Raw genomic sequence first — 24,232 nt, 5'->3', positions numbered from 1 at the left:
AAAGCATTTCCGCGCACGGCGCGCGGATTGATTACATCTGTGCAATCACCATCAGGAGGAACCGGAGGATGACGGGTCGGACAGCAGGAGCAGCGGGGATGGTGCGGGCGGCGCGCGCCGTGGCGGCGGCGGGTGCGCTGCTGGTCGGCGGGGCCGCGACGGCCGCGGAATACCGCCTCCAGGCGGGCGACGTGCTCGAATTCTCGGTGGCGGGCGTGCCGGAGATGAAGCAGCGCCTCACGGTGAACCTCGACGGGGAGGTGTCCTTCCCGCTGATCGGCGAGGTGAGGGTCGCGGGGTTTCCGGTCGCGGCGGCGCGCGAGAAGGTGAAGACGCTCCTGCCCAACCGCAGCCTCACCATCCGGGGCCAGGACGGCAAGGAGAACCTCACGGTGATCTCCGGCGACGAGATCACGCTCGCCATCGCCGAGTACCGGCCGATCTACGTCAGCGGCGACGTGGCCAAGCCCGGCGAGCAGCCCTACCGGCCGGGCCTCAGCGTGCGGCAGGCGGTGTCGCTGGCGGGCGGCTACGACCTGCAGCGCTTCCGGATGGAGAGCCCGATCCTCCAGACCGCGGAGTTGCGCGGGGAGTACCAGTCGCTCTGGGCCGACTTCGCGCGCGGACAGGCGACGGCCGCGCGGCTGCGCGCCGAACTCGACGGGAAATCCGAGTTCGACCGCAAGGCGGTTCTCGATGCCCCGCTGCCCGCCCCGGTGCTGAACCAGATCCTCGACAACGAGCAGAAGCTGCTGGCGGCCCGCGCCGGCGACTTCTCGCGCGAGCGCGACCACCTGAAGCGCACCGTCAAGCTCTACGACGACCGCATCGAGGTCCTGACCGAGCAGCGCAAGAAGGAGGACGAGGGCGCCCAGCTCGATTCCAGCGAGATCGAGCGCATCAACGACCTCAACCGGCGCGGCGTGGTGCCGATCACCCGCGCCCTGGAGACCCGCCGCCTGAGCCTGCTCTCCTCCACCCGCGCGCTCCAGATCGGCGTGCAGACGGAGCAGGCGAAGAAGGACCGCCAGGATGCGGCCCGGTCGGTCGACCGCTTCGTCGACCAGCGCCGGGCGGAGGTGCTGCGCGACCTGCAGGACAACGACATCAAGCTCGCCCAGACCCGCGCCAAGCTGCAGGCGGTGGGCGAGAAGCTGCTCTACACGGGCGTCGTGCGCTCGCAGCTCGTGCGCGGCGGCGGCGGCACGCCCGAGATCGCCGTCTATCGCCGGACCGACCCGGCCCAGCGCACGCGCATCCCGGCCGACGAGGAGACCGATCTGCAGCCCGGCGACACGATCGAGGTGGCCCTCAAGGTCGAGTACGACTTCAAGCCCACGCAGTAAGACCAACGGCCGTCGAGGACGACCCTTGGTTCCGTACTCGAATCGTCGCCAAGCCTCCGGCTCGGCATCGAAACGTCGAGATGGGTCATCGGCCCCGTCGATCCCGGGCAAGCCCGGGATCGAGATCGATGCGTCCGCATCCTGGGGCGATGGCAGAACGCAAACCTCCGACACCCCGCCCCGACCACCGGCGGGCGGCCGCGGCCGCCCGGGCCAACCGAGCGCAGACGCATGACCGCCACCCAGACCGACGAGACCGACCGCGTCGCGGTCGCCCTCTGCATCGACCGGGCCTTCCTCCGCCACGCGCTGGTGACGGTGGCCTCGCTCCTCGACGCCGGCCCGAGCCTGCCGCTCGACGTCCACATCTTCCACGCCGAGACCGACCCGGCCTGCATGGCCCGGATCGCCGCACTGTTCGAGGGTCAGGACCGGCACTTCTGCCACTTCCAGAAGATCTCCCTCGACCGCTTCGAGGGCTTCCCGGTGAGCGAGGCCTTCTCGGCGGGAATCTACGCGCGCCTGCTCCTGCCCTACCTGATGCCGCGGCGTGAGAAGGTGCTCTACCTCGACGCGGACCTGATCGTGCTCGACGACATCGCTCCGCTCTGGCGGCTCGACATCCGCGAGCATGCGGCGGCGGCGATCCGCGACCCGTTCTGCGACAGCCGGGCGGCGATCGGCTTCGCCCCGGACGAGCCGTACTTCAACTCCGGGGTGCTGCTGATGAACCTCGAGGCTTGGCGCCGCGACGGCATCGCCGAGGCGGTGGCGGGCGAGATCGCGCGCCTCGGGCCGCGGCTGACCTACTTCGACCAGGACGCCCTCAACCTCGTGCTGCGCGGCCGGATCCTGTTCGCCGACCCGCGCTGGAACTTTCAGCCGCGCATGGCGGATGCGACCGCGCGGGACCTCGCCTGCGCGCCGGAGGTCTTCCGGCGCATCCGGGACAGGCCCGCCATCGTGCACTTCACCACTCCGCATAAGCCTTGGAAGGATCCGTTCGCGATCCATTACGGGGGCGAGTACCTCGCCTGCCTGCGGCGGCTCGATCCCGACCTGCGCGCCCGCTACTTCGCGGACGTGCCCCAGGAGAGCCGGCTGCGGCTCGCGCACCTGAAGACGCGGCTGCGCTGGCGCTTTCCGGAGGCCTACCGCGCCGCCCGCGGCCTGTACCGCATCCTGAGCCGCGGCCTGCCGGCCGGACCCGCGCCGGCCGGACGGCCCGCCCGCTGAGGAACGAGGCCCCCATGGCGCTGCCCGACCGCCTGTTCGACCGCGTCGTCGTCCCGCTCCTGCGCGGACGGGAATTCGACAGCGTCTACCTGCGCGACGCATTCCGGTCGCGCTACGGGATCGAGATCGGCCTCTACTCCTACGGCTGCTTCGACCGCTGGCGCATCCCCCCCGGCACCCGGATCGGCCGCTACTGTTCCTTCGCGAAGTCGGTCCGCATCCTCAACGCCAATCACCCGATCGATGCGCTCTCCACGCATCCCTTCCTGTACGACCCGGCCTTCGGCGTCGTGCCGGAGAGCCGGGTGTCGGCGACGCGGGTCGAGATCGAGGACGATGTCTGGTTCGGGCACAACGCCACGGTGGCCCCGGGCGTCGCCCGCATCGGGCGGGGCGCGATCATCGGCACCGGGGCGGTGGTCACCCGCGACGTCCCCCCCTACGCCATCGTGGCGGGCGTGCCGGGCCGGGTGATCCGCAGCCGGTTCCCGCCTGCCACCATCGCGCGTATCGAGGCGAGCCGGTGGTGGACCCTCGACCGGACGGCGCTGCGGGACCTCGTCGCCCGGGAACCCGATCTGCTGCAGCTCGCCGCGACGCCGGAGCCCGCCGCTCTCGCCTGACCGGGCCGAGAGCAGCCACCGTCCGGCTGACCCGGATCGACTGCCGGCGGCGCCGAGATCGGCCCGGCCCGGCGCATTCTCCGTTCCGACGCGACCTCGCTCCTGCGCAGCGGCCGGCTCGCACGGCCCGGGCCGGCATGGCCGTGGCGCCACATCTCGGTTGAATCGCGCCAACAGCGCAACCTGTGCTTGATATGCGGCCGCGAATCATCGAGCCAGAGTTCGCGCCGACGGTCTTGGCGTCGGCGATTTCCGGTCGGGCGTCGCCCAACTCACCGTCGGGCGCCCGGCATCGTGGTAAACGGACGGTCGCGCCAGTCGATCCAAACCGCTCGCATCGGTTTGTGGCCGTCGATACATGTGCCGGCTCCTCAAAACGACGACATTCGTCGGGTCAATAGGCGCAATTCCGTTTAATCAGGCCGAAAGAAATACGGTCTATCACTCGAATGACCGCAGGAGACGCCGAGCGGCGCTGTTGCCGCGAACGGCGGGCCCGAACATCGGTCCAGGGGCTTTGGAGATGGTTTCGCTCAACACGAGTTACTTCGCGGCCTTGCGGGCAGCCAACGGCGACGTGACGCCGATCCCCGGGATCGACGCCCCGGTCGGCTACGTCGCAGGCCCGACGCCGCTGCGCTCGGCTGCGACGCTGACCGCCGCCGATGGCGTCTACATCAACAAGGCGCTCAACACGGTCGTGATCTACAAGGCGGGCGTCACGCTCGACACGATCGATTTCCGGGGCATGACCGTCTTCGTCCAAGCGAACGACGTCACCCTGAAGAACTCGTTGTTCGACGCGCAGGCCGGCACCGCGGCCGTCGTGGGCTATCCGGGCTATTCGGGCCTGACCATCGATCGCTCGACGTTCGACGGCATGAAGCTCAACAAATACTATCTCGACTTCGTGCTGGCGCAGGGCACGAACACCACGATCACCAACAACGCCTTCCTGAACGCGCCGAGCGACGCGATCTACATTGAATCGGGACGCGTGGCGGGCAACTACATCGGCGGCGGCGGCTATCAGGTCGGCGCCCATGCGGACGCGATCTGGATCGGCAAGACGACCGGACCGGTGACGATCGAAGGCAACCTCGTCGACTGGCGCAATGCCCCCGACGCCAAGGCCGAGACCAACAATGCCATCCGCATCACGGCCGAGAAGGGCGATGCCTCGGCCATCACGGTCCGCGAGAACGTGCTGCTCGGAGGCAGCTATACGGTGTCGGTGACCGACATCAACAAGGATGCCGGCAACGTCAGCGGCGTGACCATCAAGCACAACGTCGTGGACGAGGGACAATACGGGGCGCTGTACTTCAGCGACCGGCCGGGCGATCTCGTCTACACCGAGAACCACGGCAAGAACGGCAAGGGCCAAGCGGGTGGCGCGGGCTCGACCGGAACCAAGTTCGCGGACCTCGTCGCCGGCACGACGCCGATCCTCGGCGGGGCCCAGGCGGACGCCCTCCTGGGCACGGCCGGGCGCGACCACATCATGGGCGGGGGCGGCCAGGACTGGATCTCGGCGGGCACGGGCGACGACGTGATCCAGGGCGGCGAGGGACGCGACTACCTGTACGGCGGGGAGGGTGCGGACACCTTCGTGTACACCTCCTTCTCGGACGGGCGCGACCTGATCAGCGACTTCGTCGGCGGCACGGACAAGATCCGGTTCGCCGATCTGCCGGGTGCGCCGAAGGATGCCGCGGCCTGGACGTGGCTCGGCACGGAGCGCTTCGACGGCAACGCCTGGGAGCTGCGCACCGAGACCACCGCCAACGGCAACACGATGATCCAGCTCGACCGCGACGGCGACATGGCGGTGGATTTCGAGGTGGAACTCGCCGGGCGCCACACCCTCGCGGTCACGGACTTCATCCTCGGCATCCGCGCGGCGGCGCCCGCCCCCGCGGATCCGCCCCCGGTCACCGCGCCACCGGCCGACACCATCGTGGTCCCGCCGCAGCCCCCGGCCCCTCCGCTGCCGGCTCTCGTCATCCGCGGCACCGACGGGGCCGACTTCCTGGCCGGAACCGCGAAGGCGGAGTTGATCTCCGGCGGGAACGGCGGCGACTCGATCAAGGCGGGCGACGGGGACGACGTCGTGATCGGCGGCGGCGGCAAGGACATCATCAGCACGGGCGCCGGCCGGGATCGGATCGTCTACGAGGCCGTCGCCGACAGCCTGCCGCAGAGCCGCGACTACATCACGGACTTCACGTCCGGCCAGGACGTGATCGATCTCTCCGCCCTCGATGCGGTGAGCGGGACCGCGGCCAACGACAGCTTCGCGTGGCGCGGGAACGCGGCCTTCACCGGTCAGGCGGGCGAGTTGCGCGCCGCGCCCACCACCGCGGGCTCGACCCTGATCCAGGCCGACCTGAACGGCGACCGCACGGCGGATCTCGCGATCGAGCTGGCCGGAACCATCGCGCTCACCGCCGCCGATTTCGTGCTCTGACACGAAGGCCCTGCCTCCGGGGTGCACCGGCTCCGGCCATGCACCTCGGATCGACGTGCGTCGGGGCCGCCCCCCGCCGACCGAGGGTCTCCCGCCAGGAGCCGGCCGCAGCAGCGGATCCTCGCCCCGGCCCGCCCCGCCGGCCTTGCGGCCGCGCACGCAACACGGACGCAATCGGCGACGCCATCTCCCGGCAACGCGTCCGCCCCATGGTTAACGCCACGCTTCGGAGCGGCCACACGCTCCACCGGGGACCATCGCCATGCGTACGATCACCATCGCCCTCTCGTCCGGCCTGCTTGCGGCCGCCGCCACCCTGGCGCTCGCCGCAACCGAAGCGCGGCCGCTGCAGCCCGCCGGCACCCTCACCTGCATCACCAACCCGCATGTCGGCCTCGTCTTCGGCACCACCCGGGCCGCGTCCTGCCTGCTGGTGAGCGAGGGCGGCGACCTGCGCCAGGATCTCGGCGCGCTGTTGCCGGGGGCAGGCCGCGACCGGGACGTCACCCGCAGCGAGACGCTGTCCTGGCGCGTGCTCACGGCGGACGGGTCCCTGCGCGCGGGCCAGATCGACGGGGTCTTCGCGGGGGCCGCGAGCGCGACGGTCCCGATCTTCCAGGCCGAGGGCCGCCCCGTGCGGCTGGAGCCGCTGCCGTCCGCGGCGGCGGAGGATCTGAATTTCTCCGGCCCCGCCCCGCGGCTTCTCCTCGCCACCCCGGAGAGGACGATCGGGGAGGTCACGGCGGCCGGACGGTTCTGAGCCGGTCCCCGTCTTCACGGACGCGTGCGCCCCCCTTGCGGCGCGGCACGGACCGGCAGTAGCACGGGGTCGGGATCAGGGAGACAGCGATGAGCGTCAGCGCCCATTTCGAACAGCCGATCCGTCCCCAGACCGTATTCGTGTCGTCGGTCGGCTACCTCGCCGCCGCGATCGCCTGCGCCGATGCGCGCCGCGCCTCAGAGCGCCTCACCCCGCATCAGCCGCGGCTGCGTGCCGCGTAGGCCCGCCGCCTCGCGGATGAACAGGCGCTTGAGCGCCGGCATCCGGTCCACGAGGCCGAGGCCGAGGTCGCGCGCGAGCCGCACCGGCAGGACGTCGTTCGAGAACAGGCGGTTGAGCCCGTCCGTCGCCGCGCCCATCGCGAGCGTGTCGAAACGCCGGCTGCGCTCGTAGGCCCGCAGCGCGTCCGGCCCGCCCGGATCGAGGCCGAGGCGCATCGCATCCGTCAGCGCCTCGGCGAGGGCGGCGGCGCTCTTGAGGCCGAGATTGAGACCCTGGCCGGCGATCGGGTGGATGACGTGGGCGGCATCCCCGAGGAGCGCGAGCCGCGGGCCGCAGAAGCGCCGGGCGAGGCCGAAGGCGAGCGGATAGGCGCGCAGGTCGGATTCGAGGGCGATGCGGCCGAGCGTGTGGCCGAAGCGCCGCTCCACCTCGCGCAGGGCCTCCTCCGGTCCGCCGCCGAGGAGCGCCGGCACGTCGGCGTTGCGCTCCGTCCAGACGATGGAGGAGCGGTGGCCGAGCGTGCCGCCGTCCGACAGGGGCAGCACCGCGAAGGGGCCGGAGGGCAGGAAATGCTCGATCGCCCGCCCCTCGTGGTCGTGCTCGTGGGCGACCGTCGCGACGATGCCCGATTGCGGGTAGGACCAGCCGATCCAGCCGAGATCCGCGGCCTCCCGCAGGCGCGAGCGGGCGCCGTCCGCCGCCACGACGAGCGCGGCGTGCAGCACGCGCCCGTCGGGCAGGCGCGCCGCGATCCGGCCCGCTTCGGGGCGTGCCTGCGCGACGGGCTGCGGTTCGAGGGCGATGCCGGCCCCCGCGCAGGCCTCCCGCAGGGCGTCCACGAGGCCCGTGCCCTCGACCATGTGGGCGAAGGGCTCGCCCTCCTCCACCTCGCCCGCGAAGGTGAGGAAGGCCGGACGCACGGGGTCGGCGAGGCGGCTGTCGGTGATCACCATCTCGCGGATCGGCTGGGCGGTGGGGCCGACCGCTGACCAGACGCCCAGCCGCTCCAGCATCCGCCGCGCGCCGGCCGCCACCGCGTAGGCACGCAGGTCCGGCCGGGCCGGGCGCCCGAAGGCCGGATCACAGACCGTCAGCTGCACCGCCTCGCCGAGGGCCTGCCGCAGCGCGAGCGCGAAGGACAGGCCCGGCAGCCCGCCTCCCGCCACGACGATCTCCCGGTGGGCTCGCCGCTGGGCCCCCTCTTGCGCCGCCATGCCGACCTCGCGTCCGTCTCCTCAGGCCGCCCGCCATACCACGAACCGCGCCGGCGCGTCGCTTGACGGGGGTGCGGCGCCCGCGCCACATCGCCCGGGCACGGGACCTCCGGAGCGGGCTTTCCATGACGCATGCGGTCGACGAACTCCTCGGCATCCTCGATCTGGAGCAGCTCGAACACGATCTCTTCCGCGGGCGCTCGCCCAAGGCGCGCTGGCAGCGGGTCTTCGGCGGGCAGGTGATCGGGCAGGCGCTGGTGGCGGCCACCCGCACGGTGCCGCCGGAGCGCCGGCCCCACTCGCTGCACGCCTACTTCCTCCTCGGAGGCGACCCGCGGGTGCCGATCATCTACGAGGTCGACCGCATCCGCGACGGGCGCAGCTTCACCACGCGCCGGGTGGTCGCCATCCAGCACGGCCGGCCGATCTTCTCGATGTCGGCCTCCTTCCACGTCGCCGAGCCGGGCTTCGACCATCAGGTGCCGATGCCGGCCGTGCCGATGCCCGAGGAGCTGCCGGACGAGCGCAGCCTCAAGGCCACCGTGATGCCGCGCATGCCCGACCCGGTGCGGGCCTATTTCGAGCGCGAGCGCCCGATCGAGCTCAAGGCCGTCGAACTCGAACGCTACATCTCGCGCGAGCCCCAGCCGCCGCGCTTCCACGTCTGGATCCGGGCCACCGGCCCCCTGCCGGACGATCCGGCCGTGCACCAGAGCGTGCTCGCCTACGCGTCCGACATGACTCTCCTCGACACGGCCCTCGCGGCGCACGGGCGCACGGTGTTCGAGCGCACCATCCAGCCCGCGAGCCTCGACCACGCCCTGTGGTTCCACCGGCCGTTCCGCGCGGACGAGTGGCTGCTCTACGCCCAGGACAGCCCGAGCGCCTCGGGCGCCTGCGGCTTCTCGCGCGGGCTGATCTTCACGCGCGACGGCACCCTCGTGGCCTCGGTGGCCCAGGAGGGCATGATCCGCCAGGTGCGCGAGGAGCCCCAGGCGCCGGAGTGAGGACGCGAGCGCCCGTGCCGCTGCGGTTCATGCATATTTCGCAGTCATTTGCCTAAGTTTTAGACGGCTCGGCCGCCGGCGCCGACTCGAATCTCCGCATTCGGCCCAGGAACCGGGCAGCTTGTCCGTAGCGGCCGGCCCGATCGCTGGCACGTTCCTTGATATGCCCCGGCGCGACCGGGGGCACGCCGAGTGCCTCCCCACGCCGCGCCGCCGACCGCCCGACGCTGAGGACGGGGGCGGCGTGCCCAGTCGGAAAGGGGGCACGACCCATGAAGATCGTCATGGCCATCATCAAGCCGTTCAAGTTGGAGGAGGTGCGCGACGCCCTCACCAGCATCGGCGTGCACGGCCTGACCGTGACCGAAGTCAAGGGCTACGGGCGGCAGAAGGGCCATACGGAGATCTACCGCGGCGCCGAATACGCGGTGAGCTTCCTGCCGAAGCTCAAGATCGAGGTGGCGGTCGCGGCCGACCTCGTCGCCAACGTCGTCGACACCATCGCGGCGGCGGCCCGCACCGGCCAGATCGGCGACGGCAAGATCTTCGTCATGCCCCTCGAGCGGGCCGTCCGCATCCGCACCGGCGAGACCGACGCGGACGCGCTCTGACGGGCCGCCCGCCACACCTCAACGCAACCTCCACCTCGACACCGATCGGGAGTCCCGTTCCCATGAAGCTTCGCAACCTCCTGGCTGTCGGCCTGGGAGGCGCCGCCCTGGCGCTCCTCCTGATAGAGCCGTCGCTGGCGCAGACGCCGGCCCCCGAGGCCGCGCCGCCGGCGCCGGTCCCCAACAAGGGCGACACGACCTGGATGCTGATCTCCTCGGCCCTCGTGCTGATGATGGTCGTGCCGGGCCTCGCGCTGTTCTACGGCGGCCTCGTGCGCACCAAGAACATGCTGTCGGTGCTGACGCAGGTCTTCGCCATCGCCTGCCTGTCCTGCCTGCTCTGGGTGTTCTTCGGCTACAGCCTCTCCTTCACCAACGGCGGCGGCCTCAACGACTTCGTCGGCGGCTTCTCGAAGGCCTTCCTCAAGGGTGTCGACGCGAACTCCGTCGCCGCCACCTTCTCGAACGGCGTCGTCATCCCCGAATTCGTCTACATCTGCTTCCAGATGACCTTCGCGATGATCACGCCCGCGCTGATCGTCGGCGCCTTCGCGGAGCGGATGAAGTTCTCGGCCTTGCTGCTGTTCAGCGTGCTGTGGCTGGTGTTCATCTACTATCCGATGGCGCACATGGTCTGGTACTGGGGCGGCCCCGACGCGGTGGGCAACGCCGCCAAGGCGCTGGCCGCGGCCAGCGACGACGCCGCCAAGGCGAGCGCGCAGGCCGCTCTCGACGCCGTCAACGCCGATGCGGGCCTGCTCTTCAAGTGGGGCGCCCTCGACTTCGCGGGCGGCACCGTGGTGCACATCAACGCCGGCATGGCGGGCATCGTCGGCTGCCTGCTCATCGGCAAGCGCATCGGCTACGGCCGCGACCTGCTCGCTCCCCACTCCCTGACCATGACCATGATCGGCGCCGCGCTGCTCTGGGTGGGCTGGTTCGGCTTCAACGCCGGTTCGAACCTGGAGGCCAACGGCACCGCCGCGCTGGCGATGCTCAACACCTTCGTGGCCACCGCCGCCGCCGGCCTGTCCTGGCTGTTCGTGGAATGGGCCACCAAGGGCAAGCCGTCGCTGCTGGGCCTCGTCTCGGGCGTCATCGCGGGCCTCGTGGCGGTCACCCCGGCCTGCGGCTTCGCCGGCCCGATGGGCTCGATCGTGCTCGGCCTCGTCGCGGGCGCGGTCTGCTTCGTGATGTGCTCGACCGTGAAGAACGCGCTCGGCTACGACGACTCGCTCGACGTGTTCGGCGTGCACTGCGTCGGCGGCATCATCGGGGCGCTCGCCACCGGCATCCTGGTGAACCCGGCCCTCGGCGGCTCGGGCGCGCCGGACTACGCCACGAAGCCCGGCGAGCTGGTGGCCGCCGCCTACGAGTTCGGCCCGGCCTTCATGGCCCAGATCAAGGCGGTCGGCTTCACCATCCTGTGGTCGGGCATCGGCTCGGCGATCCTGTACAAGCTCGTGGATCTGCTGGTTGGCCTGCGCGTCACCCAGGAGGAGGAGCGCGAGGGCCTGGATCTCGCCGACCACGGCGAGCGCGCCTACAACTACTGAATCCCCTCCGGCCGCCTCCGGGCGGCCGATCCCCGGGTCGTCGACCAGAAGCCCCGGCTCTCGCGAGCCGGGGCTTCTTGCTGTTGGGCCCGGGTGGCTCGATCGGCGAGACCGGAACGCCATTCCAGGCGAGGCCGGCCGGGCGGACGCAAGGTCGGCAGCCGGCCGAGCTGTCGCGGCCGTGTCTTGGCCCGGTTCCGGATTGTTGCAAGGCCGCAACAACGGAGCGTCATCCCTCACGGGAAGCCCGAAAATGCTCACAAAATAGGCAAATGCATAGAAGTTGCTTTTGCGCCCAAGCTTCGACTCCTGCACCTTGGCTATATACGAATAAGGGGTCTGGGTCCGATGACTGTGAAGACGTTCGTGCGAAGCATGGCAGCGGCGGTGGCGGGAGCCTTCCTGCTCGGTGCCGGTGCCGCGCAGGCCGCCGATCTGCCGGTTGTGCCGAAGGTGATGCCGGCCGAGGTGAAGGCGCCGGATCCGCTCATCGGCTTCGCATTCTACTCCGCCTACGCCACGGACTATAACTTCCGCGGTGTCTCGCAGTCGAACCTGCAGGGCAGCTACCAGACCTTCTTCGAGGCGCAATTCTTCAACAACTTCGCGTATGCGGGCTTCTACACCTGACAGACGCGCCTGCCGACCCGGCCGGACTTCGAGTTCGACTTGGTGGCCGGCATCCGCCCGACCTTCGACAAGCTCACGCTCGACCTCGGCGTGATCTACTACTTCTACCCGAACGAGCAGCGGCTGATCAATCCGTTCACCGGGGCCTTCCTGACCACCGCCAACACCGACTTCATCGAGTACGCCGCCAAGGCCCTGTACCAGGCCACGCCGGAACTGCTGCTCGGCGCCAACGTGTTCTTCGCGCCGAACTACCTCGGCCAGCATACCGAGGGCACCTACGCCTCCGGCACCCTCGCCTACACGCTCCCGGCCACGCTGTTCCCGTTCCTGCCGGACTGGGCCTCGGGCGGCTTCACCTTCTCGGGCGAGGGCGGCCATTACTTCCTCGGCGCCTCCAAGACCTCGGTCAACGGCTTCATCGGCGGCCGCGAGAAGTTCGCCTCATTCAACCTGCCGAGCTACAATTACGGCAACGTCGGCCTGACCTGGGCCTACAAGAACCTCTCGCTCGACGTCCGCTTCCACACCACGGACCTGACGCCCACGCAGTGCTTCCAGCTGACCGGCGACTTCCGCGGCAACATCAACGGCGGCACCTCGCGCTGGTGCGGCGACGCCTTCATCGGCACCATCAAGTGGCAGGGCTCGACGGCGAGCCCGGGCGTCTACGCCGAGCCGGGCGGCTTCCTGAACCTGTTCCGCTAGCACCAGGACACGGCCGGGCCCCAGCGCCGCCCTCAGGCCCCGGAGCGATCCGGGGCCTTTCTCATGCGCCCGGTACCAAAATACCTAAGCTGTTGAAATATATCGATTTCCGCTGACCGCAGCCTTAAACCGGCATTAACTACGCCAGCCCTAGGTTGTGGGAGGTTCCGCGTACCCGGCTCTCCCCATGCGCTCGCTTCGTCGCTCGGCATCGCCCTACGATGCACTCGTCGATTCGCTCCGCTCGTTCCTGAAGCGGCGCATGACCGAGCTGACCGGGCTCGCCCTGGTGGCCGGGTCGGCCGCGTTCACGATCTCGCTCGCCACGTGGTCGATCGACGATCCGAGCCTCAACCACGCCACCAACCACGCCGCGCGCAACCTCCTGGGATCCGGGGGGGCCATCGTATCCGATCTCGGGATGCAGCTCGTGGGCCTGGGGTCCCTCGCGCTCGCATTGCCGCCGGCGGTCTGGGGCGTGCGCCTGCTGCGGACCCACCGTCTCGGCCGCATGCCCGCCCGGCTCGGTCTGTGGCTGCTCGGCGTGGCGGCGGCGAGTGCGACGGCGAGTGCTCTGCCCCTCACCGCCCGCTGGCCCCTGCCCACCGGGCTCGGGGGCGTTGCGGGCGATGGCCTGCTCGGGGCGGCGAAGTCCGTCCTCGGTCCGGCCGGGTCGCTGGCGAGCATCGCCGCCGCGATTGCCGCGGTGATCAGCCTCACGGCGGCCTGCAGCCTCGCCGTGCTGGAGGACGAGGAGGAGGAGGCCGAGCCCTATCCGGCCACGACCCCGCGCTACGACAGCCGTTCCTCGCGCCACGGCCCCGGTCCCGTGCCGGACGACGACGGCCCCGGCCTCGGCATCGCCTCGCTCGACGCCGTGGCGCAGGTGGCCCTGCGCGCCCGCGACCGCGTCGCCGAGCGCATCGAGACTTGGCGCGCGGCGCGCTTCGCGCGCCCGGCGGACTTCGCCGAGGACTCGCCGGTCGTGGCGGCCCGGCGCGCCTTCTCGGAGAACGACGAGGCCCTGTGGGACGAGGAGCCCGCCGAGGCCCCGGGCCGCCGGGAGCCGGTCTTCGCGGACGAGCGCGTCCCCGCCATTCCCCGCCCGCAGGCGCCGGCCGAGGAGCCCGGCCCGCGCGGGCGCGTCGCGCCGCCGCCCGCCCCGCTCGCGACCCGCCGGACGGCTCCGCCGCCGGCCGCGCCTGCCGGTCCGGACGCCTACGAGATGCCCTCGCTGGCGCTCCTGGCCGAGCCGCGCGGCCTCGCGCCGAGCGCCGCAATCTCCACCGACGCGCTGGAACAGAACGCCACCCTGCTCGAATCGACGCTGGAGGATTTCGGGGTGCGGGGCGAGATCCTGGCGGTGCGGCCCGGCCCGGTCGTCACCCTTTACGAACTCGAACCGGCGCCGGGCACCAAGTCCTCGCGGGTGATCTCGCTCGCCGACGACATCGCCCGCTCCATGTCCGCCGTCTCCGCCCGCGTCGCCGTCGTCCAGGGCCGCAACGCCATCGGCATCGAGCTGCCCAACGCCAAGCGCGAGACCGTCTACCTGCGCGAACTCCTCGCCGCCCCCGCCTTCGCCGAGACCAAGCAGAAGCTCGCCCTCTGCCTCGGTAAGAACATCGGCGGCGAGGCCATCATCGCCGATCTCGCCCGCATGCCCCACCTGCTGGTGGCCGGCACCACCGGCTCGGGCAAGTCGGTGGCCATCAACACCATGATCCTCTCGCTCCTCTACCGCATGAAGCCCGAGGAGTGCCGCCTGATCATGGTCGATCCCAAGATGCTGGAGCTGTCGGTCTACGACGGCATCCCGCACCTGCTCTCCCCTGTCGTCACCGATCCCAAGAAGGCGGTGATCGCCCTCAAATGGGCCGTGCGCGAGATGGAGGAGCGCTACAAGAAGATGGCGCGCCTGGGGGTGCGCAACATCGACGGGTTCAACGCGCGGGTGGCGGAGGCGCGCGAGCGGGGCGAGGTGATCATCCGGACGGTGCAGACGGGCTTTGACCGGGAGACCGGGGAGGCGGTGTACGAGGACGAGGTGATGGACCTCTCGGCCCTGCCCTACATCGTGATCATCGTGGACGAGATGGCCGACCTGATGATGGTGGCCGGCAAGGACATCGAGGGGGCGATCCAGCGCCTGGCGCAGATGGCGCGGGCGGCGGGCATCCACCTGATCATGGCGACGCAGCGTCCGTCGGTGGACGTGATCACCGGGACGATCAAGGCGAACTTCCCGACCCGGATCTCGTTCCAGGTGACGAGCAAGATCGACTCCCGGACGATCCTGGGGGAGATGGGCGCCGAGCAGCTTCTGGGCCAGGGCGACATGCTGTTCATGGCCGGCGGCGGGCGCACCACGCGCGTGCACGGCCCGTTCTGCTCGGATGCCGAGGTCGAGAGCGTGGTGGCCCACCTCAAGCGGCAGGGCCGGCCCGCCTATCTCGACGCGGTCACGGCCGACGAGGAGGAGGCGGCGGAGGCGGCCGCCGACACGCCGGTCTTCGACCAGGGCGGCTTCGCCGAACCGGCGGCGGACCTCTACGAGCAGGCGGTGGCGGTGGTGCTGCGGGACAAGAAGGCGTCGACGAGCTACATCCAGCGGCGGCTGCAGATCGGCTACAACCGGGCGGCCTCGCTGATGGAGCGGATGGAGCGCGAGGGCATCGTCGGCCCCGCCAACCATGCCGGCAAGCGCGAGATCCTGGTCGAGGCCGACGGGCCCGAGGCGTAGCGCCCGGCCCACTCTGCCGCTCGGTCTCCTGCCGCGCGGCGCGCCACCCTCTGCCTTCGCGGCGCGGTCTAAGCAGATTTCGCAAAAGTGGTCGCCGGTTTTGCGATGAAAATCTGCGAAAAAACAAGAACCTAAGCGGACGAAGCGTTGGCTTGCCAACGCAAGTCTGCTTAGAAGGTCCGGACCTGCAGCACGTCACCCAAGATCTGCAGGATCGCCGTCAAAGTCAGCACGGTGACGAGGAGGGACACGATGATGGAGATCGATACCTCCTCCCGGAAGTAGTCGTACTTGTTGGCGAACACGTAGGCTCCGGCTCCGACCGGCTGCGCTGCCATGACGATGGCGGTGGCCGCCCAGACGTCGATCCGGGTTCCGACGAGGACGAGAAGAACGGCGACCGTCAGGGCGGGCTGCACCAGGATCTTGATCAGCACGACCGGCACGACCCAGGCCATCTGCCGTGATAGTTGCGCCCGGCCGACGTCGATCCGCGCAAGACCGAGGCCCAGTGCGAACAAGGCCGTAGGGCCGGCCGCCGCGGCCAGGAACTGGCTGAACGACACGGCCATGGCGGGCAGCGACAGGCCCGTCAGGGAGAAGGCCGCACCGGCGAGCACCGCTAGCGTGAGCGGATTCCTCACCGTCATCAGGAGGGCCCGGCCTGCGCTCGTCAGGACCCGGACATCCTTCCGGCCCGCGAGATCCTGCGTGATGATGACCGCCATGATCGCCGGGATGTTGTGCAGGATCGTCGCGACAGCCGCCGGCACCGCAGCCTGCGGCCCGAAGGCGGAGATCAGGATTGGGATGCCCATGTAGCCGGTCGTGCCGTAACAGCTCGCCATGCCGACGATCGACGCATCCGGTGAGTGCGTTCCGCGCGACCGTGCGACCAGCGCGCCGCCGAGATAGGCCGCCGCGATGCCGGCGAGCGTTGCCGCAACGAAGGGCCATTGGGCGAGATCTGCCGGATCGGCGCGCGCCACCGCCAGAAACAAGAGCGCCGGCAACGCAATGTAGAGCACGTACTCGTTGATCAACTTCTCTGCTTCGGTTGAGGATTTTCTCCGACGACCATAGAGATACCCAAGCAATATAACCAGAAAGACAGGAATGACGATCTTTATCATTCACACCCCACCGAGAGACGTGCCTAGTCTTGCGAGAAAGATCTTGCGAAAGACCGGCCGCAGCAACGCGCCACGGCCGGCCCCACTTTCGTGTCGTGAATGACGAGAGATGAGGCTGCATCAGTCTCGGTACAGCCATGCGTGTCGGCATCGGTACGAGGACCTGCCGGATCGTCGACCGAACCGGGAGCGTTCGACGCCGGCTCCGAGCCGGTCGCTTCAGTCCGCCGGCATGCCGGTGCGATGCTGAAGGTAGTCGCGAGCAAGATCGTACACCCGCTCCGAGAACAGCACATCGTCAGTGTAGAAATTCTCGACCATGCCGCGCAGAGCCTTGTACTCGAACAACTTCCTGACGGTGATCTCGCGCATCTGGCCGTCGAGATAGGTCCTGAATTTTTCGGCCACTTCTTCAATCGCGTCCTGATCGTTCAAGCCGAGGTCGCGCACAATGTTGCGTAGGGTCGATTGATGCAGGCCGATCGTGTTCAAGAAATAGCGCGATGCGCTACTTGACCCCAGATAGTCAGGTATGTTCGTCACTCCCATGTTCTCACAATCGACGATCATCCCGCTGATCGGCCGAAACAGATCAGGAATGACAAGAAACGTCTCCTCGGACAAGCGGGAAGCGTCTTGGACGGCGCCAGCATCGAGCGCGCCGCTCGCCAGCGTAATCGATTTCGCCTGGAAGATCCGGTCCAGCAATTCGATGGCAGGCAGACCGGATCTGTTTCCGAACTGGGCAAAGCCGCCCTCGATGAGGTTGAAGCCGTGATAGATCGACGTCAATGCGTTCTGGAGTGCGAAGCCTCGATCGTTGTGAGCATGGAGACAGAAACTCGCCGTTGGGTAATCGTACCGGAGATTGGCGGCGAGCACGGCCATCGCCTCAGGATAGAGCGTGCCGAGCGAATCGTTGATGCGGATGGTCCCGATCCCGACTGCCATTGCGCGATCGATCTGGTGGACGATCGACTCGTAATCGCGCTCATCGATCTCCCCACCAAATTTGTTCAGAAGGGAGACCCGGAAACTTGAGAACCCCATTTGTCGGAACTGATCGACCGTTCTTTCGAACAAACATGTCTCGCTGTCGTGAGTGATCATCCCGAAACTTATTGTGATATTGTCACGCACAGCATCGGCCATGGCCTGGAACTGCGGCATCAACGGCTCGAAGCAATTCAACAGCAGGATGAATGAGAACTTCTGATCAGCCAGCGCCCCCTCTCGTTGGAGCCGCACCAGCACGTCGGCCAGATCGTTCGGGTCGTTCGGACCGCTGCCGAAGATGACGTCCTTCACGCCGGACTTCAGAATGCAGCGGATCAACGGCAGCTTGCTAGATGTCGGGACCGAGAACATACACCGCTCAGACCCCTCGCGCAAAGTCTCGTCGAGGATCCCGTCGATGGAAAATCCCGACAAGCGCGACTCATGACCTTGAGCAAGTCTCATGACCATATCGTCTATCCCTTCAGAAAACATAATTCAACGCGGCATGACGCCGGGAATGATCCCAGCCTTGCTGTGGAAAAGCACCTCCTCCCGTAAGCTAAGGCTTATTGTGCTTTGCACCATGAATAAAATGAATAATGTTCGACGATAATGCGGGAAACACATCATGACCGGAGATCTTCGACGGCTCACCTTGGAGCAGATCCGGGCCTTCGTGTCCGTGGCGGAGCGGCAGAGCTTCACCGGCGCCGCCCGTTCGCAGATGCGCACGCAGACGGCGATCACCCGTCAGATCCGTTCCGCCGAGGACATCCTCGGTGTGCGGCTGGTGCTGCGGACGCGCGGCCATGTCGAAGGATTGACGGAGGCGGGCACGCGGCTCCTGCCGTTCGCGCGCAAGATCCTGGCGACGGTCGAGGACGCCTGGTCGAGTCTGGAGAGGCCGTCGGTCCGGGGAAAGATCCGCATCGGCATCATGGACGATATCGACGTCACTTGGCTCCTGCGCATCGTGACCCGGTTCAAGGCCATGCACCCGGATTGCGACGTGAGCGCCGTGTCAGATTTCTCGGTTCATCTCGAACGGCGTCTGGAGCGGCGCGACATCGACGTCGCCATCATCAAGCGGCTGGTCACCGACGCGAGCCCAGCGCCGGGCATCACGGTGCGCCGCGAGCCCCTGGTCTGGGCCGCTGGACCGGGCTTCCGTTGGGACCACGACCGTCCCCTTCCCCTCGTGGTGTTCCACGAGAGCTGCATCTATCGGCAGCATGTGTTGACTCGGCTCGACGAGCAGAAAATCCCCCACCGCATCGCCTATGAGGGACTGAGCTACGCTCACGTCCGCAGTGCCGTCTTCGCGGGCATCGGGATCTCCGCCCTGGCCGAGAGCCAGCTCGAGGTGGGCGGGCTTCAGCGGCTGGGGAACATCGGGGGTGTCGCCCTGAAAGCCCTCGACCCAGTAGAGATCGTGATGTGCGTCGTCAGCGGACGCGAGCACCCCGCTCTCTCGGCATTCATCCGGGAGACCGCCAACCACATGCTGTAGCGGCGGCGGCCCGCCGGTCGGACGGGCGTCACGCTGCCCGGCCGTCGTGACGCCCCTCCGTCACCTCCTCGATGATCTTGGCCGAGAAGGCGTCGAGGTCGCCGGGGTTGCGGCTGGTGATGATGCCCTTGTCGGTGACCACCGCCTCGTCGCGCCAGTCGGCGCCGGCATTGACCACGTCGGTCTTGATCGAGGCGTAGGAGGTCATCCGGCGGCCCTTGGCGGCGCCGACCTCGACCAGCAGCCAGGGCGCGTGGCAGATCGCCGCCACGACCTTCCCGCTGCCGAGGAAGCTGCGCAGCACGTCGAGGGCCTTCGGTTCGAGCCGCAGCTTGTCCGGATTGATCTGCCCGCCGGGCAGGACGAGGGCGTCGTAGGCCGCCGGATCGACGCTCTCGATGTCGGCATCGACCGGCACCAGACGGCCCCAATCCGTCTGGTCCCAGCCGCGGATGGAGGCGGGCGTCTGCCGCGACCGGGGGGCCGCGACCGTCACCTGGGCGCCGGCCTCGGCGAGCTTGGCCTTCGGCACCTCAAGCTCCGACTGCTCGAAGCCGTCGGTGGCCATGATGAGGATCTTCGCCGCCTTGATGTCGGGCATGGGGAGTCTCCGCGCTGCCGGGTTCCGGGGCCAACCGGGCACCTCCGCGGCGGTTCCCGCGCGGAACCGCTCCGGCGCGGTCCGGTTGACCCGCACAGCCCGTACCGAGAGGAGGCACGAGCATGGCCAATCCCGGCATGCCCCATTCCGACCCGAACCCGGGCGGCATCATCCCGGGCGACGTCCCCCCTCCCCCGGGGCCCGACGACCTGCCCGATACCGGCCCGACCGGGCCGCGCACGCCCTATCCGGTGAACGATCCGGGCGTCACCGACCCCAAGGGCCCCGGTTCCGAGCCCGACTACCTGCCGGGCGGACCGACGGACCCCGGAACGCGCTTCTGATATCAATGGCCCAAGATGCTAACGCATCGGGCCGTCGAGGCATCTCGATTGCTTGACGCCAGATCGAAGATCTGACGAAACATCGAGAACCGAACCGGCGGTCATCGGCAACGACCGCCGGCATGAGGCGCGTCAATGGCCGCCGTGCGACGTGCGCACGTCGCGCGGCGCGCTCAGGATCTGGTTGAGGCTGGTGGCGACGTGGCGCGCCTCCTCGTCGGTGAGGCGCAGCTGGAAGGGCGGCAGCGCCCCGGCCTGCAGGGCGACCACCGCCTGCCCGCTCTCGTCGGTGCCCACCTCGATCACCGAGGAGGTCACGTCCAGCATGGCGACGCTCTCCTCGTCGAAATCGTCCGCCTCCGGCTCCTCGCCCTCGTCGATGGCCGTGAGCAACTGACCGACCGCGCGCACCAGCGCACGCGCCGCCCGGGCGTCCATCACCACCGCGGTCGCCTGATCGTCCTTCTGGAACGAGAGCTGGATGTTGCCGCCTTCGAGGGAGACCGAGATACCCGCCATGCAATCCGACCGTCTGTTCTTGGCTCCTATATGGGGAGAGAGGCACGGATGCGACAGGCAAGGTTGCGTATGGCACCCGAACAGTCCGCGCATCGGCGCGTTGACGGGACGAGAGAGGCGCTCACCAGGACCGCGCCCACACGCCCGGAGAGGGTCATGGCCCGTACCACCGACGCGCAGAAAGCCACGATCGCCCGCGTGATGCACGCCTACAAGGAAGGCGATCTCGACCAGCGCAACGGCGCGCCCGTGCAGAACCCGAAGCAGGCGATCGCCATCGCGCTGCGCGAGGCCGGCGCCTCGAACCAGGAGACGCCCGCGCAGAACCGCGCCACCTTCCGCCGCACCCGCGCCAAGGAGCGCGAGACCCGTGCGGAGGCCACGCGCGCGACGCTCTACGCGGAGGCGAAGCGCCGCAACATCCCGGGCCGCTCCCGCATGAGCCGGGGAGAACTGGAGCAGGCGCTCAACCGTTGAGGGAGCTCACCCGGCCCATCGCCGGTGGATCTGTCGTGAGAGGCGCAGTGCATGAGTTCGAAGCAGCCGAAGACCACCACGCCGACCGACGCCGACCTGAAGGGCAATCCCGGGATCGGCACCAGCAAGGGCATGACCCGCTCAGGCGGCGATCCCGCGGATATCGAGGGTGCCAACACCATCGAGGGTGATGTGGCGAACGACGTCACGCGCGAGGGCGGGGTCGATCCCGACCAGCGCGGCCGCACCAATCCCTGATCCCAGGCGGGCCAGCGGTCACACGGCCTTGTTGCGGCCGCATACCGACCCTACATGGAGTGAGGCGGCAGGACCCGGCCTCACGCGCCTCAGGCGCCGCAGCACTCCGGGTCGCCCGATCCCCAACCGCAGTCTCTGACGCGCCACCCGGCCCGCCAGGCCGCTTCGGCCGGGGATTTTCTGCATGAGACGAGGACTACGCTTTTGAATACTGGTACTGTCAAGTGGTTTAACGACCAGAAGGGCTACGGCTTCATTCAGCCGGATGATGGCGGCAAGGACGTGTTCGTCCACATCTCGGCGGTGGAGCGGGCTGGACTGCGCGGCCTCGTGGAAGGTCAGAAGATCTCCTACGAGCTGCAGACCGACAAGCGCAGCGGCAAGACCTCGGCCGGAAACCTTCAGGCGGCGTGACCGCCCACGGCCCGGAATGCCGCGGCACCGGGCCGTCGACTGAGCTTCGATGTCGACGCCGTCTCCCGCACGAGGCGGCCGATCGAAGACCCCACCGGGAGGCATCCGCGATGCCTCCTGGCTTGCTTGGGAGGCGTCCATGATGCCTTCTGGCATGATCGGGAGGCATCACCGATGCCTCCGGCACAAGGCGGGAACCGTGGGCTGCGGCAACGGTTGTGGGGACCGCACGGGAGGACCGGCGCATCCGGCCTCCGCATCAAAACGTCACAGACGCGCCCTACACGTGGAGCGTCGCAAGGATAGAAGAAAAGGCATGTTGTTCGAGTTTACCCGGCGCTCCGGCGCCCCGACCGTCTTCAACGACGGCGTCACCTTTCATGTCGACCAGATCAGCCGCTTCGGAGCGGGCGAAGGCCCGACCGACGTAAGCCATCTCATCGACAGGAGCTACGGCTACCATTCGTCGCGCGAGCTGCGCTGGCACTTGGCCGAGCGCTTCGGCGTCGCGCCGAACGCGGTGGCCCTGCGCGAAGCGCACTGACCGCGGCGAGCGATCGCCCTGACCGAGGCGGGCGGCACGCGGTGCCGGCCCGCCTTTGTTCTGTCCGGGGACCCGCACCATCTTGATCGCGCCTTGAGAACGGCTAAGCTCTCCCAAAGACAGGGGGGGAGCGCATGCTGACGAGGCGCGGTTTCGCGGGGTGCGTGCTGTGCACGCTCACGGCCGGCTCGGCCGCCACCACCGTTTCGGCCCAGCAGACCGGCGGCATCACCCGCACCATCCTCGGCAGGGCCGACCTGCCCGACGGCAAGTTCGTGTCGATCCTCGCCGCCGTGGAGGTGGCGCCGGGCGCCGTAATCGCGCGGCACACGCATCCGGGCGTCGAATCCGCCATCGTCACGGAAGGGTCGCTCGACCTGAGCGTCGACGGCCTGCCGGACCGCACCGTCAAGGCGGGCGAGGGCTACCTCGTTCCGACGGGCGCCATCCATGCCGCGCGCAACGGCTCCGCGACCACCAAGCTCGCCATCACCTACACGGTGGAGAAGGACAAGCCGCTCGCCTCACCCGCCTGAGGGCGCTCAGGCGTGACGGCTGCGCGTCGAGCCGGCGAGGCTGATGCGACGCCCGGTGGGGCTGATGCGTTCGGCCGGACGCGGGGGCCGGCTGCGCGACTGGGCGTAGAGCACCGCCCCGGCCACGCCCGCGACCTGCACCAGATCCGTCTCCGCACAGGTGGCGGCGACGCGCAGGCCGATCTCGTGGGTGTGGCTCTTGCCATACAGATAGGCCGCGAGCCGCGCCCGGGTGCGGTCCGGGATGCCGGCGACGATCGTGTCGATCGTCTCGGCATCGCCGCGGTAGAGCGCACCCAGCGTGGCCAGCGGAACGGGGCAGTCGGTCTCGTCGATCGTCTGGGATCCGGGCTTCGTCTGCACCATGGCGCACCTGAGGGTTGATGACCGTTAGGGTCGCGCCGCGCGGTAAACGAAGTGTTAACCTGGTCCGGCGCGGGGCAGGATTCGTTATCAATTGAAATTGACTGGCAGACGGGACACACCTCGGGCCCGTTGGACCGTCACGGATGACGGTGGATGGGATCGATCCAGTAGACCGTCTCGGGCGGCTCGACCGGCTCGACATGCGGCAGGTTGACCACCACGGCCTCGTTGTCCGAGCGCACCAGCACGCATTCGAGCGGCTCGTCCGGCGAGGCGTTGATCTCCTGATGCGGCACGTAGGGCGGCACGTAGATGAAATCCCCCGGTCCCGCCTCGGCGGTGAATTCCAGCCGCTCGCCCCAGCGCATGCGCGCCCGCCCGCGCACCACGTAGATCACGCTCTCCAGGGGGCCGTGATGATGCACCCCGGTCTTCGCGTCGGGCTGGATCGCCACCGTCCCGGCCCAGATCTTCTGCGCGCCGACCCGCGCATGGTTGATCGCCGCCTGCCGGAACATCCCCGGCGTCTGGGCCGTGTTGGGATCGAGCCGGTCGCCGGTGATGACCCGGACCCCGTCGTGCTTCCAGCGCGGGGCCTCGTCGTCGTGCCCGTGCGGATGATCGTGCGCCTCGCCCGACATGCCCTGCCCTCCCCCGAAGCCGTCCAGGCATTCTGCGTCAGCCCGGAGCGGCGCGCCAGGGGGAGGCGCCGCCTCGTTCGGTAAAGAGAACGATTTCGACGGCAACGGCGGAGCTCGGCCGGCGCGATCGCGACGAACGCAGCAATCCTTCCGCCGCAAGGCGGGGGCGGAGGCCGACCTTCTCTCTCAAACTGTTCTATAGAAAGAACATTCCGGTTGACAGGGACCGGGGCTGCCCCGATCCTGTCCTGGCCCCGATCACGGCTCGGCCGCGGCGGGCGCCCCCCGCGATGCCGGCCCCACGGTTCCGGCCTCCTGCGTCACCGGAGATGCTGCGATGCAGCCCAACCCCCGACGAGTCCGTCAGGCCCGGCGAATGGCCGTGAGCGTGCGCGACTGCTGTCGCGCCGGCTGCTGACCCCTTCCCGACATCCCCGTTCGAACGCACCCGGCCGCCTGCCCCGCACGGCGGCCCAGAGGATCAGGCACGCCATGCAGTCAGCCCGCATCGTCGAGGTCGACGAGACCTCCGCCGGCATCGTCGTCCCGGAGGACCGGGGCTACCGGTTCTTCGCCGCCCATCCGGACTTCTACCGCCTGGAGGGGCTCGTGTTCCGCAGCCCCCGCCACGCCACCCGCGCCGCCCGCGAACTGCGCGAGACGCGCAGCCGCCCCCGGCGGCACTGACGCCCACGTCGGACACGACACGCCGCGGCCCGGAGCCGGGCCGCGGCGTGTCGTGT

27 protein-coding genes are annotated in these 24,232 nt (G+C 69.1%); 20 read left to right on the top strand and 7 right to left on the bottom strand.

Annotated elements, in window-relative coordinates:
- Window positions 1–68: 68 nt before the first annotated feature.
- From MFF61_RS30545 to MFF61_RS30515, 6 genes are all read left to right on the top strand, one after another.
- Entirely contained in the window at window positions 69–1,346 is a 1,278-nt protein-coding gene (locus MFF61_RS30545; RefSeq protein ID WP_238241455.1) for a polysaccharide biosynthesis/export family protein, read from the top strand.
- Between the two features lie 231 nt (window positions 1,347–1,577).
- Window positions 1,578–2,582: a glycosyltransferase family 8 protein gene (locus tag MFF61_RS30540; protein WP_238241454.1), complete on the top strand. Its 1,005-nt coding sequence runs from the start codon at window positions 1,578–1,580 to the stop codon at window positions 2,580–2,582.
- Between the two features lie 14 nt (window positions 2,583–2,596).
- Entirely contained in the window at window positions 2,597–3,205 is a 609-nt protein-coding gene (locus MFF61_RS33950) for a CatB-related O-acetyltransferase (protein ID WP_283206055.1), read from the top strand.
- Window positions 3,206–3,728: 523 nt separating this feature from the next.
- Window positions 3,729–5,675 (top strand): calcium-binding protein, encoded by a 1,947-nt coding sequence (locus MFF61_RS30525; RefSeq protein ID WP_238241453.1) that lies wholly within the window; start codon window positions 3,729–3,731, stop codon window positions 5,673–5,675.
- A 262-nt stretch (window positions 5,676–5,937) separates the two neighbouring features.
- A complete protein-coding gene (locus MFF61_RS30520) occupies window positions 5,938–6,435 on the top strand; it encodes a DUF992 domain-containing protein (RefSeq protein WP_238241452.1) in 498 nt (165 codons plus the stop codon).
- A gap of 89 nt (window positions 6,436–6,524) precedes the next feature.
- Window positions 6,525–6,677: a hypothetical protein gene (locus tag MFF61_RS30515; protein WP_238241451.1), complete on the top strand. Its 153-nt coding sequence runs from the start codon at window positions 6,525–6,527 to the stop codon at window positions 6,675–6,677.
- Here the strand turns inward: MFF61_RS30515 and MFF61_RS30510 are convergent.
- Window positions 6,633–7,892, bottom strand: coding sequence for a ubiquinone biosynthesis hydroxylase (locus MFF61_RS30510; RefSeq protein ID WP_238241450.1), 1,260 nt, complete (start codon window positions 7,890–7,892; stop codon window positions 6,633–6,635). The genes MFF61_RS30515 and MFF61_RS30510 overlap by 45 nt on opposite strands.
- A gap of 125 nt (window positions 7,893–8,017) precedes the next feature.
- Here MFF61_RS30510 and tesB point away from each other — a divergent pair, with 125 nt between their 5' ends.
- The 6 genes from tesB to MFF61_RS30480 all read left to right on the top strand — a co-directional run bounded on the left by tesB (window position 8,018) and on the right by MFF61_RS30480 (window position 15,147).
- A complete protein-coding gene (gene tesB / locus MFF61_RS30505; RefSeq protein WP_238241449.1) occupies window positions 8,018–8,899 on the top strand; it encodes an acyl-CoA thioesterase II in 882 nt (293 codons plus the stop codon).
- 272 nt (window positions 8,900–9,171) lie between these two features.
- Window positions 9,172–9,510: a P-II family nitrogen regulator gene (locus MFF61_RS30500; protein ID WP_238241448.1), complete on the top strand. Its 339-nt coding sequence runs from the start codon at window positions 9,172–9,174 to the stop codon at window positions 9,508–9,510.
- 62 nt (window positions 9,511–9,572) lie between these two features.
- The gene (locus tag MFF61_RS30495; protein WP_238241447.1) at window positions 9,573–11,066 is read left to right on the top strand and encodes an ammonium transporter; all 1,494 of its coding nucleotides are present in this window, start codon (window positions 9,573–9,575) and stop codon (window positions 11,064–11,066) included.
- A 348-nt stretch (window positions 11,067–11,414) separates the two neighbouring features.
- Window positions 11,415–11,696, top strand: a complete 282-nt coding sequence (locus tag MFF61_RS30490; protein WP_238241446.1) for a hypothetical protein — start codon at window positions 11,415–11,417, stop codon at window positions 11,694–11,696.
- A gap of 42 nt (window positions 11,697–11,738) precedes the next feature.
- Window positions 11,739–12,404 carry a TorF family putative porin gene (locus MFF61_RS30485; protein WP_238241445.1) on the top strand — a complete coding sequence of 222 codons (666 nt, stop codon included), beginning with the start codon at window positions 11,739–11,741 and terminating at the stop codon, window positions 12,402–12,404.
- A 187-nt stretch (window positions 12,405–12,591) separates the two neighbouring features.
- Window positions 12,592–15,147 carry an FtsK/SpoIIIE family DNA translocase gene (locus MFF61_RS30480; RefSeq protein WP_238241444.1) on the top strand — a complete coding sequence of 852 codons (2,556 nt, stop codon included), beginning with the start codon at window positions 12,592–12,594 and terminating at the stop codon, window positions 15,145–15,147.
- A gap of 170 nt (window positions 15,148–15,317) precedes the next feature.
- On the opposite strand, the gene MFF61_RS30475 is transcribed toward MFF61_RS30480, so the two are convergent.
- Both MFF61_RS30475 and MFF61_RS30470 read right to left on the bottom strand, forming a co-directional pair.
- A complete protein-coding gene (locus MFF61_RS30475; RefSeq protein WP_238241443.1) occupies window positions 15,318–16,280 on the bottom strand; it encodes an AEC family transporter in 963 nt (320 codons plus the stop codon).
- Between the two features lie 219 nt (window positions 16,281–16,499).
- Window positions 16,500–17,747, bottom strand: coding sequence for a hydroxymethylglutaryl-CoA lyase-like TIM-barrel protein (locus tag MFF61_RS30470; protein WP_238241442.1), 1,248 nt, complete (start codon window positions 17,745–17,747; stop codon window positions 16,500–16,502).
- A 187-nt stretch (window positions 17,748–17,934) separates the two neighbouring features.
- Between MFF61_RS30470 and MFF61_RS30465 the strand changes: the two genes are divergently transcribed.
- Complete coding sequence (locus MFF61_RS30465; RefSeq protein ID WP_238241441.1) at window positions 17,935–18,789, top strand: LysR substrate-binding domain-containing protein; 855 nt, start codon at window positions 17,935–17,937, stop codon at window positions 18,787–18,789.
- A gap of 28 nt (window positions 18,790–18,817) precedes the next feature.
- Here MFF61_RS30465 and MFF61_RS30460 read toward each other — a convergent pair whose 3' ends face one another.
- On the bottom strand, window positions 18,818–19,390 hold the full coding sequence (locus tag MFF61_RS30460) for a type 1 glutamine amidotransferase domain-containing protein (protein ID WP_238241440.1): 573 nt from the start codon (window positions 19,388–19,390) through the stop codon (window positions 18,818–18,820).
- Window positions 19,391–19,512: 122 nt separating this feature from the next.
- Here MFF61_RS30460 and MFF61_RS30455 point away from each other — a divergent pair, with 122 nt between their 5' ends.
- A complete protein-coding gene (locus MFF61_RS30455) occupies window positions 19,513–19,734 on the top strand; it encodes a hypothetical protein (protein ID WP_238241439.1) in 222 nt (73 codons plus the stop codon).
- 132 nt (window positions 19,735–19,866) lie between these two features.
- Here MFF61_RS30455 and MFF61_RS30450 read toward each other — a convergent pair whose 3' ends face one another.
- Complete coding sequence (locus tag MFF61_RS30450) at window positions 19,867–20,253, bottom strand: hypothetical protein (RefSeq protein ID WP_238241438.1); 387 nt, start codon at window positions 20,251–20,253, stop codon at window positions 19,867–19,869.
- Between the two features lie 156 nt (window positions 20,254–20,409).
- On the opposite strand from MFF61_RS30450, the gene MFF61_RS30445 reads away from it, so the two are divergent.
- From MFF61_RS30445 to MFF61_RS30425, 5 genes are all read left to right on the top strand, one after another.
- Window positions 20,410–20,730 carry a DUF6496 domain-containing protein gene (locus tag MFF61_RS30445; RefSeq protein ID WP_238241437.1) on the top strand — a complete coding sequence of 107 codons (321 nt, stop codon included), beginning with the start codon at window positions 20,410–20,412 and terminating at the stop codon, window positions 20,728–20,730.
- A 51-nt stretch (window positions 20,731–20,781) separates the two neighbouring features.
- Window positions 20,782–20,988, top strand: coding sequence for a hypothetical protein (locus tag MFF61_RS30440; RefSeq protein ID WP_238241436.1), 207 nt, complete (start codon window positions 20,782–20,784; stop codon window positions 20,986–20,988).
- A 204-nt stretch (window positions 20,989–21,192) separates the two neighbouring features.
- Window positions 21,193–21,402, top strand: a complete 210-nt coding sequence (locus tag MFF61_RS30435) for a cold-shock protein (RefSeq protein WP_238241435.1) — start codon at window positions 21,193–21,195, stop codon at window positions 21,400–21,402.
- Window positions 21,403–21,718: 316 nt separating this feature from the next.
- Window positions 21,719–21,946 (top strand): AsnC family transcriptional regulator, encoded by a 228-nt coding sequence (locus tag MFF61_RS30430; RefSeq protein WP_238241434.1) that lies wholly within the window; start codon window positions 21,719–21,721, stop codon window positions 21,944–21,946.
- Window positions 21,947–22,080: 134 nt separating this feature from the next.
- Window positions 22,081–22,482 (top strand): cupin domain-containing protein, encoded by a 402-nt coding sequence (locus MFF61_RS30425; protein ID WP_238241433.1) that lies wholly within the window; start codon window positions 22,081–22,083, stop codon window positions 22,480–22,482.
- 6 nt (window positions 22,483–22,488) lie between these two features.
- Here the strand turns inward: MFF61_RS30425 and MFF61_RS30420 are convergent, their stop codons facing one another.
- Together MFF61_RS30420 and MFF61_RS30415 are read right to left on the bottom strand one after the other, a co-directional pair.
- Window positions 22,489–22,848, bottom strand: a complete 360-nt coding sequence (locus MFF61_RS30420) for a hypothetical protein (protein ID WP_238241432.1) — start codon at window positions 22,846–22,848, stop codon at window positions 22,489–22,491.
- 137 nt (window positions 22,849–22,985) lie between these two features.
- Window positions 22,986–23,489, bottom strand: coding sequence for a cupin domain-containing protein (locus tag MFF61_RS30415; RefSeq protein ID WP_238241431.1), 504 nt, complete (start codon window positions 23,487–23,489; stop codon window positions 22,986–22,988).
- A 492-nt stretch (window positions 23,490–23,981) separates the two neighbouring features.
- Between MFF61_RS30415 and MFF61_RS30410 the strand changes: the two genes are divergently transcribed.
- Window positions 23,982–24,176, top strand: a complete 195-nt coding sequence (locus MFF61_RS30410) for a hypothetical protein (RefSeq protein WP_238241430.1) — start codon at window positions 23,982–23,984, stop codon at window positions 24,174–24,176.
- Window positions 24,177–24,232: the final 56 nt, after the last annotated feature.

Source organism: Methylobacterium isbiliense, from assembly GCF_022179325.1.
Classification (GTDB): Bacteria; Pseudomonadota; Alphaproteobacteria; order Rhizobiales; family Beijerinckiaceae; genus Methylobacterium; species Methylobacterium isbiliense.
This window is presented reverse-complemented; position numbering and strand designations above follow the sequence as displayed.